The sequence below is a fragment of the Virgibacillus indicus genome (genome assembly GCF_002266285.1).
GTDB classification, from domain to species: domain Bacteria; phylum Bacillota; class Bacilli; order Bacillales; family Amphibacillaceae; genus Virgibacillus_K; species Virgibacillus_K indicus.
Genome location: NZ_NPMS01000004.1, coordinates 253,948 through 267,009, shown reverse-complemented (window position 1 = coordinate 267,009; position 13,062 = coordinate 253,948). Strand labels below are relative to the sequence as shown.

Below are 13,062 nucleotides of genomic sequence, written 5' to 3'. Positions count from 1 at the left end.
AAAAGCACGGGTTTTTCTTTTGGAAAAAAATATAATCCAAAAAACAGCTTTTTCAAAGATACATGTTTTTGTAAGTGCGTGTTTTCTGCTCAAATGTGCTACAATTAAAAGCAGTTATGTATGGGTTACGAGGAGGTATATAGTATGGCAATGGTCCGGACGAAAGATCTGCTGGAAAATTTTAATCTGACACTTGTCGCAGGGAAAGATGGAATACATAGAGAGATTATAACAAGTGATATTTCGAGACCAGGAATTGAGATGACTGGTTATTTTAAATATTATCCGAAAGAACGGCTGCAATTGATTGGCAAGACGGAGATGGCATATTTTTTGGATCTCACATTTCAGGAGCAAAAAGATCGGGTTGAGAAGTTATGTACAGATATCACGCCTGGGATTGTAGTAACAAGAGGAATGGATATACCTGAGGTAATGATTGATGCAGCAAACGAATCAGCGGTGCCCATTCTCCGTTCACCGAGAAAAACAACTCGTGTAATCAGCCGCTTAACCAATTTCCTGGAAGCAAGATATGCACCGTTTACAGCTATCCATGGAGTGTTAGTGGATATTTATGGAGTAGGTGTACTAATTACAGGTCAGAGTGGTGTTGGTAAAAGTGAAACTGCACTGGAACTGGTAAAGCGGGGGCATCGTCTTGTCGCAGATGACAGTGTTGAAATTCGTCAAGAGGATTATGACACGTTAATCGGTAATTCCCCGCCACTTATTGAGCATTTGCTGGAGATACGTGGTCTGGGAATTATAAATGTAATGACACTGTTCGGAGCTGGAGCAGTTCGCAGTTATAAGAAAATATCGATGATCATTAACCTGGAAATTTGGGATCAAAAGAAACAATATGATCGGTTGGGGCTGGATGAAGATACAATGAAAATTATGGATGTCCATGTACCAAAATCTACGATACCGGTCCGCCCGGGAAGAAACCTTGCAGTCATTATTGAGGTTGCAGCAATGAACTTCCGTCTGAAAAGGATGGGGGTAAATGCTGCTGAGGAATTCTCGGAAAGATTAACTACGATGATCGAACAGGAAAAAGATGATATGGAATAGGAGTGATTTTATTGATATTGAGTGCACCCCCAATAGATCGGGTCTTTATTGAACTCGGTCCTTTAACAATATATTGGTATGGCGTTATTATTGCTCTGGGAGCATTTTTAGGATTATATTTGGCCACCAGAGAGACAGACCGGCTTGGTTTGAATAAAGATTTAATGATTGATTTTATTGTCTTTGCCATTCCTGTTGCCATTATCTGTGCAAGAATCTATTATGTAGTTTTCGAATGGGAAAGATATGCAGACGGGCCATGGACCGATGTGTTTGCCATTTGGGAGGGAGGCATAGCGATTCACGGTGCTGTTATTGGCGGTGTTCTGACTGCTATTGTCTACGCGCGAGTGAGAAATATTTCCTTCTGGCTGCTGGCGGATATTGTTGCACCAAGTCTGATACTTGGACAGGCGATTGGCCGCTGGGGTAACTTTATCAATCAGGAGGCCCACGGGGGACCGATATCTGAATCCGTCTACAACAGCTTTCATCAATATTTGCCGGACTTTATTATGAATCAAATGGTAATTGATGGTGTCATATACCATCCGACATTTTTGTATGAATCTTTTTGGAACATACTTGTATTTATATTTCTAATTGTATTGAGAAAATATAATCCATTACGCGGAGAGATATTTTTAGGCTATGCTATTACATATTCAATCGGTCGTTACTTTATTGAAGGAATGCGGACTGATAGTTTGTATCTAGTAGGAGAACTTCGAACAGCCCAAGTGATTTCGATTCTGCTTATTATTGGTGCTGCAATATTAATTATTTATCGCCGTATGGCAGGAACAACAGTCAGATATAATTATATTGAGTCAACTAAAACAACTAAGAATACGAAAAAGAAACCTAAAAAGAAGTCCAAAAAGAAAAAGTAAATGCTGCTTCGATGTATGACTGGAAATGAGGGGAAATAAATTGAAAGGAATTATCTATCGTGGCTTAAAGCAAGGCCTGCAAGTTACATGGACACTAAGTAAGGTGATTTTTCCAATCACATTAATTGTTACGATTTTACAATATACACCAGTACTTCCCTGGATTATCAGGCAATTGGAGCCCTTAATGGGACTTCTTGGGTTATCAGGGGAAGCAGCGGTTCCGCTTGTGTTGGGGAATGCACTGAATTTATATGCTGGAATTGGAGCAATTGTTTCATTTGATTTTACAGTAAAAGAAGTATTTATCATGGCGATGATGCTTTCTTTTTCCCATAATTTATTTATCGAATCGGCAGTAGCATCGCGTGTCGGTGTCAGCTGGTGGCTGATATCAGGAATCCGCATCAGCCTGGCATTATTAGCAGGAACTCTGATTAACCTCTTTTGGAGTGGTGGTACAGAACAGGCAAATTATGGATTTATTTCGTCATCAGAAACGGTACTTTCAGGCTGGGGGGAAATTACACTTTTTGGTTTGCAAACTTCAGTTATGGCAGTAGCTCAGCTTGCATTGATCGTAATTCCCTTAATGATAGTTATGCAAATTCTACGTGAAAAAGGCTGGCTCACTGCTTTTTCAAAAAAATTCGCTCCATTTATGAAAATACTTGGAATGGAAAAAAACACATCCATGACATTGGTGGCAGGTTTAACGATTGGTTTAGCCTTTGGAGCCGGATTAATGATTCAGGCAGTTGAAGAGGATGGAGTTTCGAGAAAGGACATGTATCTTGCATTGATATTCCTTGTTTCCTGCCATGCGGTTGTAGAGGATACATTGATATTTATCCCATTGGGAATTCCAGTGTGGCCATTGCTTATGATTCGTCTGATAACTGCCATACTATTAACAATGACTATCGCATTTATTTGGAAACGAGTTGACAATAAGAAAAGGAAGGATTCAGCACATGAGCATTCATACAGTACTTTTTGATCTTGATGGCACTTTGATTGATACCAATGAACTTATTATCGCATCATTTGAACACACATTTAAGCATTACAATTTTGCTTTTACGACAAAAGAAATAATGGGGTTTAATGGCCCGCCATTAACGGAGACGTTTCAAAAGATTGATCCGGCCAGGGCTGAAGTTATGATTAAAACATATCGTGATCATAATCTGTCCAACCATGAACAATATGTAAAAGTTTTTCCAAACGTTCTGGAGACAATCGAAGAGTTAAAGAATAATAACATTCAAGTTGGTATTGTCACAACAAAGATGAAGGATACTGTTCAATTGGGTCTATCGATCACAGGGTTAGATAAATTCTTTGATACTGTCATAACATTGGATGATGTCGTTCATCCCAAACCGCATCCGGAACCAGTCATTAAAGCGATGAAGGAACTGGACTCACAAGCAAACACAACTTTAATGGTTGGCGACAATTATCATGATATAGAAGCAGGAAAAAATGCAGGTGTCAAAACAGCAGGTGTCGCATGGGCACATAAAGGAAAAGATCATTTACTGGAACATAATCCGACTTACATGCTGGAAGATATGCGTGATTTGCTGAAAATAACAGGAGTGTAAACAATGCGGAATACGGAACGGTTTCGGGTAGAGAATGCGAATTCATTATGGCAAATCTATAAAACAGTTTCATTCTGGAAGGTCGTAAAAAATTTTATTGTTATCCAGCTTGCAAGATATACACCTTTTCTAGGTATGAAAAATTGGCTGTACCGTGTCTTTCTGCGTATGAAGATAGGGGATAAAACTGCATTTGCATTGATGGTAATGCCAGATGTAATGTTCCCGGAAAAAATAGCTGTAGGCAAAAATAGCATTATTGGCTATAATACAACGATATTAGCACATGAATATCTGATCAAGGAATATCGGGTCGGCAAGGTTATTATTGGTGATGAAGTATTGATCGGTGCGAATTCAACAATCCTTCCAGGTGTGACAATCGGAGATCAAGCCATTGTTTCCGCTGGTACACTAGTGCATAAAAATGTTCCTGCTGGTTCCTTTGTTGGAGGCAACCCGATGAAAGTGATTTATACAAAGGAAGAAATGGAAAAGCGTGAAGAGAATTTTACGTTATAGAAGGTGAAGTCATTCCAGGTTTGTCTACTATTCCGTGGGTAAATTGAACAATTTCATACAGATACGGAATTTCCGGTTATTAATTGGCAAAATAGCAGCAGCTACAATACCGATTAAAGAATCAAACAGATTCGAATAAGGCTTAGGATCATATACCATTTGGTGTATGGTCTTTTTTACATTCTGGATAAAGCTCATTTATCTAATTCCACGCTTGAAATGTTATAAAATCTGAAATTTGTGGAATAACATAATAATTGGTATTTACCCTGATATGTTCTGGAGGTTGCATCATGTCTGAGTTTTTAGGGGAACTAATCGGTACAATGATATTAATTATTTTTGGGGCAGGTGTAGTAGCTGGTGTCTCTTTGAAAAAATCATTAGCAGAAGGTGCTGGTTGGGTACTAGTAACATTTGCCTGGGGTTTGGGTGTTGCAATGGGAGTTTACGCTGTAGGGAATATAACCGGAGCACATATTAATCCTGCAGTTACATTAGGATTGGCAACAGTAGGTGATTTTCCCTGGGCCAAGGTTCCAATGTATATCACCGCCCAAATGCTTGGGGGAATTGCTGGAGCAGTTATTGTTTTCATCCATTACTTGCCGCATTGGAAAGAAACAGAAGACCCGGATGCTAAGCTTGGTGTTTTTAGTACAGGACCGGCAATTCCGAGCTCTCTTTCTAACCTTGTCAGTGAGGTGATTGGTACGTTTGTGCTTGTAATGGGAATTTTATTTATTGGTGCAAATGAATTCACAGAAGGTTTAAACCCGCTGATAGTTGGTTTATTAATTGTTGTAATCGGAATGTCACTAGGGGGAACCACAGGCTATGCAATTAATCCTGCTCGTGATTTAGGCCCGCGGATCGCTCATTGGTTTCTGCCTATTCCCGGAAAAGGCAGTTCGAACTGGAGTTATTCATGGGTGCCGGTTCTTGGGCCAGCAATTGGCGGAATGTATGGTGGTTTATTTTATCAGGCTATGTTTGAAGGAAATCGAACGGTAATTTTTTGGATTTCAAGTATCCTGATTGTTATTTTATTTGCTGCAGCTATAAAAATAGAACTTAAAAAAGCAAGTATTAAAGCAGGTTAATAAAGGCACTTTCGCGAAGTAAATGAATAAAGAAGTTTATAGGGAGGAATTTTCCATGGAAAAATACATTTTAGCCTTGGATCAAGGAACAACGAGTTCCCGGGCAATTATATTCAATCATGATGGAGAAATTATAGAAACCGGTCAAAAGGAATTCGAGCAATTTTTTCAAAAACCTGGCTGGGTGGAACATGATGCCAATGAAATATGGACATCCGTCCTTTCATGTATCTCAGATGCCCTTAGAAAAAGTGATATAGAACCAGAACAGATTGCTGGAATTGGGATAACAAACCAGCGGGAAACAACTGTTGTCTGGGATAAGAATACAGGCAAGCCTGTTTATAAAGCCATCGTTTGGCAATCCAGACAAACTCAGGGAATTTGCAATCAGCTGCGTGAGGATGGACATAATGAACTGTTCAGAGAAAAGACTGGCCTCTTAATTGATCCCTATTTTGCAGGAACGAAGGTTAAGTGGATTCTCGATAATGTAGATGGAGCAAGAGAAAAAGCAGAAAATGGTGATCTATTATTTGGTACAATCGATACCTGGCTGGTATATAAATTAACTGGCGGCGAGAAACATATTACGGATTATTCCAATGCCTCCAGAACACTGATGTACAATATTTATGATTTAAAGTGGGATGATGAACTCCTTGATATTCTGGGAGTACCTAAATCTATGCTTCCCGAGGTTAAGCAATCATCGGAGGTTTATGATAAAACAGTAAGCTACCATTTTTATGGGCATGAGGTTCCAATCGCTGGCATTGCGGGTGATCAGCAGGCAGCTCTCTTCGGACAGGCTTGTTTCGAAAAAGGAATGGCTAAAAACACATATGGGACCGGCTGCTTTATGCTAATGAATACAGGTGAAGAAGGTGTGAAGTCAGAAAATGGATTACTTACCACATTAGCCTGGGGTATAGACGGCAAGGTGGAATATGCATTGGAGGGAAGTATTTTTGTTGCTGGATCTGCCATCCAATGGCTGCGAGATGGATTGAAGATTATTGATAGCTCACCAGAAAGTGAACCCCTTGCGAAAGCCGTAGATTCTACGGATGGAGTTTATGTCGTGCCTGCTTTTGTAGGGCTGGGAACACCATATTGGGACAGTGACGTTCGTGGTGCAGTATTTGGCTTAACCCGCGGAACAAAGAAAGAGCACTTCGTTCGGGCTACCCTGGAATCGTTAGCCTACCAGACACGTGATGTGGTTGATGTCATGATCAAAGATTCCGGTATCGATGTGAAAAAATTCCGGGTGGATGGCGGAGCAGTGAAAAATGATTTTCTGATGCAATTTCAAAGTAATATGCTGGATGTACCCGTGGAACGTCCGGTTATTAATGAAACAACCGCATTGGGTGCAGCATATCTGGCAGGATTGGCTGTAGGTTTCTGGGAAAGTAAAGAAGAAATTGCCAAACAGTGGAATATTGATAAAACCTTTGATCCGGATTTATCACAGGAAGATAGAAGAGAATTATATGATGGCTGGAAAAAAGCGGTCAAAGCAGCGCAGGCCTTTAAGTAAAATACTATACGTAAAGTGAATGCTATGATATAGTAAATTTAAGTTAATATATTTGGCTGGAGAAATGGAGAAACCGCAAACCCCTTATGCTTAACAAAGCATTGGTGGATTTTTGCGGTTTTTTATGATTTCTCAAGACTGTTTTCTAAATCGTTGATTGTAATACGGCAGAAATTCTATTTTGCAGTTGATGTAAACTGCGACATAATTGGTATCTGCTAAAATCGCCGTTCGGGATCGCTGCGGGCGGATGCTTTCCGCGGGCACGGCCTCAGCCTCCTCGAGAAAACCACTCTGCGGGGTCTTCGGACTCGTGCTATTCCCGCAGGAGTCACCGCCCTCCGCTCACCCGAACTGGTGAGGTGGTTAGATACTTTGTATATTATTACTAATGCAATTCATCAGCAGTAATCGGACCATCAGCGTAGTGTATTTCCGCAGCGGTAGCTCAACATCATATTAAGTATTAAGTTATGTCGCAGCCTATAGAAACAGCGGAGGTACAAGAACTGGAGAGTATCAAAAATAGTAAAAGAAGAGGAAGAATACATTACTACTCCTGAAATGGGGTAATTATATGTATAGAGAATATGAAGAATTGGAGAGTGCAGATAATGAATTTATTTTCCAGCTATGAACGGTCAGAAATTTTTAGTAATTTGGAGAACGAAAATCTGGATCTTTTAGTAATTGGTGGGGGAATTACAGGAGCAGGTATTTCATTAGATGCCACAACCCGTGGATTAAAAACAGGGCTAGTGGAAATGCAGGATTTTGCGGCGGGAACATCAAGCCGTTCAACAAAGCTTGTACATGGCGGCCTGCGCTATTTAAAACAATTTGAAGTAAAAATGGTTGCAGAAGTAGGGAAAGAGCGCGCAATTGTTTATGAGAACGGACCACATGTTACAACACCTGAGTGGATGATGCTTCCATTCCATAAAGGTGGCACATTCGGCCCCTTTACAACAAATATAGGCTTAAGAGTTTATGACCTGCTAGCAGGAGTAAAAAAAGGGGAAAGGCGCAGAATGCTGAGTCCGGAACAGGCACTGCAAAAAGAGCCGCTCGTTAAAGATGAAGAGTTGAAGGGTGCCGGATATTATGTGGAATATAAAACAGATGACGCTCGGCTAACTATCGAAGTATTGAAAAAGGCAGTTCAAAAGGGCGTCAATGCTGTAAATTATGCAAAAGCAATTGATTTTATTTATGATCAGTCAAATAAGGTTAAAGGTGTAATTGTTCAAGATCAAATTACTGGAGCCACTCATAAAATTTATGCAAAAAAAATTATTAATGCTGGTGGTCCATGGGTTGATGAGCTAAGAGAAAAGGATAATTCAAAGAAGGGAAAATCACTCCATCTGACAAAAGGGGTTCATCTGGTTTTTCCAAAGGAAATATTTCCGCTGCAGCAGGCAATTTATTTTGATACTCCTGATGGCCGAATGATTTTTGCAATTCCCCGTGATAATAAAACATATGTGGGAACTACTGATACATCGTATGGTGGAGATATTGCACATCCAGTGATGACAGAAGATGACAGGGATTATTTATTGAAATCCATTAATTATATGTTTCCTTCTTTGGATATGAAAGCGGAACATGTTGAATCCAGCTGGGCAGGATTACGTCCGTTAATTGGGGAAGAAGGGACAGACAATCCAAGTGAAATATCCCGAAAAGACGAGATTTTCATTTCTGATTCGGGTTTGGTTTCTATGGCAGGCGGTAAGCTGACAGGCTACCGGAAAATGGCTCAGGAAGCGGTAGATACAATCGTTAAACAATTAAAAGAAGACGAAGGAATTCTATATTCGGATTCGGAAACTAAGCATCTTCCAATCGCTGGTGGAGAAGTAGGTGGTTCACAGGGCTTCAAGAAATATAAAGCAGGAAAAGTACACGAGGCTACAGCTGTGGGCATGGACGAAGCCACAGCATTAAGGCTGATCCAGAGATATGGTGCGAATTCAGAAATTATAATAGAAATGTATCAAAGCAAACAGGCTGAAGCAAAACAGCATTCAATAGATCCGGTTGTATTTGCTGAACTGGTATATGCCATAGAGTATGAACTTGCATACAAACCGGCAGACTTCTTTGTCCGGAGAACGGGCGCATTGTTTTTCGAAATTAATTGGGTGAATTCACATAAAAGTCACGTATTGGAATACATGGCAAAGTCACTTCAATGGAGTGACAACCAAAAAAGGGAATATAAAGAGGAACTTGAGCAGTTATTGTATGATGCCGTAACACCTGTAAAAGCATAAGCTGATTTGGACGTGCACCGTAATCCTATTTGTTATTTAAATTAACAAAAATAATGTTTGAAAATCCATTTAACTCACATTAGCCAGAAGTTCCCTTCAAAATCTATGATTTAGTGGGGGATGAATGGCTCTTTTTATTTTTCAAAATAAAAAGCAGAAAACAGATGACAAATGATAGAATATTTAGTAAAATATACAAAAGAACATATATTCGTGTGGATGGGGGGTAAGGCAAATGCTGCTGAATTATAAATATGAAATTTATCCTTCCGAAAGCCAAAAGGAAACGTTGGAATACTGGTTAGCCATCTGCCGCCAACAATATAATTCTGCATTGTTGGATAAACTAAATTATTATAGGAAGTATAAAAAGGGACTGTCCCACATGTTACTACAAAAACAGTTGACACAAGATAAAAAGAAACTTACATTTTTGAAAACACTCCCATCTCAGCCTCTGCAAGAAGTCTTCTTCCGTCTGGAAAAGGCATATAATAAATTTTTCAAGGGAGATGCAAACTACCCGAAGCTAAAGAAACACAAAGACTATACCTCGATTACGTTTACCCAATTTGGAACTGGCACTCGAAAAGTGAAGAATAAAAAAACTGGCATGACTAAAATTCAGCCGGTTCGATATGCAGCATCTTTTGATTCGGATGGAAATTTATTCATTTCTAAACTAGGTTCTATCAAAATCATACTCCACCGAAAACCAGAAGGTAACATCAAACAAGCCATCATCAAACGGAAGGGAAATCGCTGGTTTGCGATTTTTAGTGTCGAAAGACCCGCAAACCCACCGGAAATCCTGGCCGATTTGATCAAAACAACAGGGATTGATGTTGGTATTAAAAAGTTTGCTGTATTATCGGATGGAACAGAAATAGACAACCCAACGTATTTGAGAATAAAAGAAAAGAGTCTTAAGCGGCAGCAAAAGAAATTGTCCCGAATGAAAAGAAGCTCTAATAATTGGAAAAAACAAGTGGAAAAGGTGCAAAAAATCCACGCAAAGGTTGCCAATCAACGCAGGGATTTCCAGCATAAGCAGAGTTACTGGATTTCGAATAAGTATAGTGTTGTAATTGTTGAGGACTTAACAATTAGAAACATGGTTAAAAACCGACATCTTGCTAAGTCCATTCATGATGCTGGCTGGGGTTCATTCAAACATATGCTGATGTATAAATGTGAGCGAAATGGCGGTTTCTTTGTAAAAGTAAAACCGCATTATACAAGTCAAAATTGTTCCGCTTGTGGCAGAACGGTTAAAAAATCATTATCCATTCGTACGCATCTATGCAAGCATTGTGGAACGATATTGGATCGTGACCACAATGCAGCAATGAATATTGAAAAAGCCGGATTACAACAGATCAAGTGGAAACCAATAGCATAGACTGATTTTCTGAAAAGTGTAGGTCGAGGTCCCGCCCGAACACGATAATCAACGCCTCTGGAGATTGTGTAAAACTTTATTCGAAAGAACAAAGTGACGGTCGCTGAATGAGGAAAGTCCTTAAAATCATAGGTGATTTTTTGGAAGCTCCATCAAATTGTGTATACAATTAGTTGGAGAGGTTTCACTATAAGATTACACACTATATAATTTCCCATTCATCTATGTTATAATTTGTTCGGATGTATCGAATTATAGGGGGATATGCATGCAACAAGTAAAAATTAAAGCAGAAGGACAACAAACTAATGTTATCCCTTTTATTCCTGAAGGTGACTTTTATTTCACAAAAGGTATAGAAGCTTTTCAAAAAAGAAAGTTTGATATTTCAATAAAATGGATGAAAAAAGCGATAGAAGCAAAACCAAATGAAGCCTTATATCAATGTCAAATGTCAATTATATATACAGAAATTGGAGCATATCATGCTGCAAATCAGCTATTAACAAAAGTACTGCAATCAGATGATTACGTGGATTGCTACTACCTTTTGGCAAATAACTATGCCCATTTAGGATTACTGCATGATGCAAAAAAATATGCGTTGTCATACCTTGATAAAGAGCCCGACGGTGATTTCACCGAAGAAGCAGAGAGTTTGCTGGATTTAATAGATATCGATGACAATGACGAAGATGATTGGGATCTGGAGGATGAGGACGAGCTTCTTATCTATCAGGAAACAGTATTTCATCATATGGAAAATATGGAATGGGATCAGGCCCTTCCACTTATTGAAGAGATGCTCACATTATTTCCGGAGCATAAATTGGCTAAACATGATTATACTCATGCCCTGTTCTTTTCAGGTAATAAAAGTGAAGCAGTTGAAGCTGAACTCGATATTTTAAAGGAAAATCCTAATTCTCTGTATAGCCATACAAATTTAGCATTGTTTTACTATGAACTGGGTCAGAAAAGAGAATATAAAGAAAGTATTCAGGCATTACTAAATGTATATCCGATTCATGAACAGCAAAAATTGAAAATTGCTGTAACATTGTCTAGAACAGCTTATTTTGAGGAAGCCTATAAAAGGTTTCGTACTTTGAATAAAGCAATCGTAAAAACTCACCCATCCTATTTCAGATGGTACAGCATTGCAGCATTTCACATGGGTGAGAAGGATAAAGCAGCAACTATCTGGGAAGAGGGCTTGAAAAAGTATCCGAAGCTAGACAATGAACAAATGCCTTGGAAATAGTGTACGTGTTAAAACGGGCAGTGAAGTTCGAGGCGGTGAAACATTTTCACCGGTCTTTTCGAACATCCTTTATAAGCAAAATGATAGACGAACTGATTTTATTTATATAAGCTTGAATTGGTAAATAAGAGAAAAAGGGGCGATATTTATGTCCGAAGATCGTATGTTTGATGTGATTATTGCAGGTGCAGGACCTGCCGGTATGACCGCAGCGGTTTACGCATCCCGCGCAAATCTGGACACACTAATGATAGAAAGAGGTATTCCAGGAGGCCAGATGGCGAATACGGAAGATGTTGAAAATTATCCAGGCTATGATCATATACTTGGCCCGGATTTATCCAATAAAATGTTTGAACACGCAAAAAAATTTGGTGCAGAATATGCCTATGGTGATATAAAAGAAGTTATAGACAATGGTGACTATAAAACCGTTATCGCCGGAAGCAAAGAATATAAAACGAGAGCACTGATCATTACAACAGGAGCCCAATATAAAAAACTCGGCATTCAGGGCGAAGAAGAACTTGGAGGCCGTGGTGTTTCGTATTGTGCAGTTTGTGATGGTGCATTTTTCAAACAGAAAAATCTTGTTGTAATTGGTGGCGGTGATTCTGCAGTTGAAGAGGGGATCTATTTAACCCGTTTTGCGGATAAAGTAACAATTATTCACCGTCGTGATGAGCTGCGTGCACAAAAGATTATCCAAAATCGTGCTTTTGACAATGAAAAAATTGATTTCATCTGGGATACTGTTGTTGAAGAAATTAATGGACCAGACGGTAAAGTAAGCAGTGTTTCGCTTAAAAACAACAAAACAGGGGAAACTGCTGAACATCCAATTGACGGTGTATTCGTCTATATCGGAATGGTGCCATTAAGTGAACCATTTAAGTCACTTGGGATAACAAACAGCGAAGGTTATATTCCAACAAATGAAAATATGGAAACAACCATTCCAGGAATATATGCTGCTGGAGATATTCGTGAAAAAACACTTCGACAAATTGTGACAGCAACAGGTGATGGAAGCATCGCAGCAGAATCAGCAATTAAATATGTTGAAGAGATCGCAGAGAAATTAAAAACGGCAAATTAATAAAATATGAAGAAAAATTTACCATAAGTAATTGCTTTTTAACGCTGCTGTAATACGCTCGAAACATTTTTGGGGTACAATATAAATAACTAATTGACCCCCTTTTAATAGATAGATTAGTTTCTTGCACAGGTGCTTGTCACCTGTGTCTTTTTTTGTTTGATTTGAATAAGAAACTTGTCCCACCTTGTCGAGGAAAGATTTTCCCAAAACTAATTCTTGTTGGTTTGATTTTTTTCATTGTATAATAGTAATAGTGCT

General features: G+C 39.0%; 11 protein-coding genes. All 11 read left to right on the top strand.

The window, feature by feature from the left end:
- The first annotated feature begins 144 nt into the window (after positions 1-144).
- The 11 genes from hprK to trxB all read left to right on the top strand — a co-directional run bounded on the left by hprK (position 145) and on the right by trxB (position 12,801).
- Positions 145-1,080 (top strand): HPr(Ser) kinase/phosphatase, encoded by a 936-nt coding sequence (gene hprK, locus CIL03_RS10830; protein ID WP_094885863.1) that lies wholly within the window; start codon positions 145-147, stop codon positions 1,078-1,080.
- Between the two features lie 11 nt (positions 1,081-1,091).
- Positions 1,092-1,973 (top strand): prolipoprotein diacylglyceryl transferase, encoded by an 882-nt coding sequence (gene lgt / locus CIL03_RS10825; protein WP_094885862.1) that lies wholly within the window; start codon positions 1,092-1,094, stop codon positions 1,971-1,973.
- 40 nt (positions 1,974-2,013) lie between these two features.
- Entirely contained in the window at positions 2,014-2,973 is a 960-nt protein-coding gene (locus CIL03_RS10820; RefSeq protein WP_094885861.1) for a nucleoside recognition domain-containing protein, read from the top strand.
- Positions 2,948-3,583 carry a pyrophosphatase PpaX gene (gene ppaX / locus CIL03_RS10815; protein ID WP_094885860.1) on the top strand — a complete coding sequence of 212 codons (636 nt, stop codon included), beginning with the start codon at positions 2,948-2,950 and terminating at the stop codon, positions 3,581-3,583. Before CIL03_RS10820 ends, ppaX begins: the two co-directional genes overlap by 26 nt.
- A gap of 3 nt (positions 3,584-3,586) precedes the next feature.
- Complete coding sequence (locus CIL03_RS10810) at positions 3,587-4,105, top strand: acyltransferase (RefSeq protein ID WP_094885859.1); 519 nt, start codon at positions 3,587-3,589, stop codon at positions 4,103-4,105.
- A 293-nt stretch (positions 4,106-4,398) separates the two neighbouring features.
- Entirely contained in the window at positions 4,399-5,208 is an 810-nt protein-coding gene (locus CIL03_RS10805; protein ID WP_094885858.1) for an MIP/aquaporin family protein, read from the top strand.
- Between the two features lie 55 nt (positions 5,209-5,263).
- Complete coding sequence (gene glpK, locus CIL03_RS10800; RefSeq protein WP_094885857.1) at positions 5,264-6,754, top strand: glycerol kinase GlpK; 1,491 nt, start codon at positions 5,264-5,266, stop codon at positions 6,752-6,754.
- Between the two features lie 614 nt (positions 6,755-7,368).
- Positions 7,369-9,036, top strand: a complete 1,668-nt coding sequence (locus CIL03_RS10795) for a glycerol-3-phosphate dehydrogenase/oxidase (RefSeq protein ID WP_094885856.1) — start codon at positions 7,369-7,371, stop codon at positions 9,034-9,036.
- Positions 9,037-9,271: 235 nt separating this feature from the next.
- Positions 9,272-10,438, top strand: a complete 1,167-nt coding sequence (locus CIL03_RS10790; RefSeq protein ID WP_094885855.1) for an RNA-guided endonuclease InsQ/TnpB family protein — start codon at positions 9,272-9,274, stop codon at positions 10,436-10,438.
- A 268-nt stretch (positions 10,439-10,706) separates the two neighbouring features.
- Positions 10,707-11,702 carry a tetratricopeptide repeat protein gene (locus tag CIL03_RS10785; protein WP_094885854.1) on the top strand — a complete coding sequence of 332 codons (996 nt, stop codon included), beginning with the start codon at positions 10,707-10,709 and terminating at the stop codon, positions 11,700-11,702.
- A 148-nt stretch (positions 11,703-11,850) separates the two neighbouring features.
- The gene (trxB, locus tag CIL03_RS10780) at positions 11,851-12,801 is read left to right on the top strand and encodes a thioredoxin-disulfide reductase (RefSeq protein WP_094885853.1); all 951 of its coding nucleotides are present in this window, start codon (positions 11,851-11,853) and stop codon (positions 12,799-12,801) included.
- Positions 12,802-13,062 lie beyond the last annotated feature (261 nt).

Bases quoted from the DNA above. Each gene is read 5' to 3' on its own strand.
- CIL03_RS10795 (WP_094885856.1), top strand. From the start codon at position 7,369: ATGAATTTATTTTCCAGCTATGAACGGTCAGAAATTTTTAGTAATTTG.
- CIL03_RS10785 (WP_094885854.1), top strand. From the start codon at position 10,707: ATGCAACAAGTAAAAATTAAAGCAGAAGGACAACAAACTAATGTTATC.
- trxB (WP_094885853.1), top strand. From the start codon at position 11,851: ATGTCCGAAGATCGTATGTTTGATGTGATTATTGCAGGTGCAGGACCT.
- CIL03_RS10805 (WP_094885858.1), top strand. From the start codon at position 4,399: ATGTCTGAGTTTTTAGGGGAACTAATCGGTACAATGATATTAATTATT.
- CIL03_RS10810 (WP_094885859.1), top strand. From the start codon at position 3,587: ATGCGGAATACGGAACGGTTTCGGGTAGAGAATGCGAATTCATTATGG.
- CIL03_RS10790 (WP_094885855.1), top strand. From the start codon at position 9,272: ATGCTGCTGAATTATAAATATGAAATTTATCCTTCCGAAAGCCAAAAG.
- ppaX (WP_094885860.1), top strand. From the start codon at position 2,948: ATGAGCATTCATACAGTACTTTTTGATCTTGATGGCACTTTGATTGAT.
- glpK (WP_094885857.1), top strand. From the start codon at position 5,264: ATGGAAAAATACATTTTAGCCTTGGATCAAGGAACAACGAGTTCCCGG.
- hprK (WP_094885863.1), top strand. From the start codon at position 145: ATGGCAATGGTCCGGACGAAAGATCTGCTGGAAAATTTTAATCTGACA.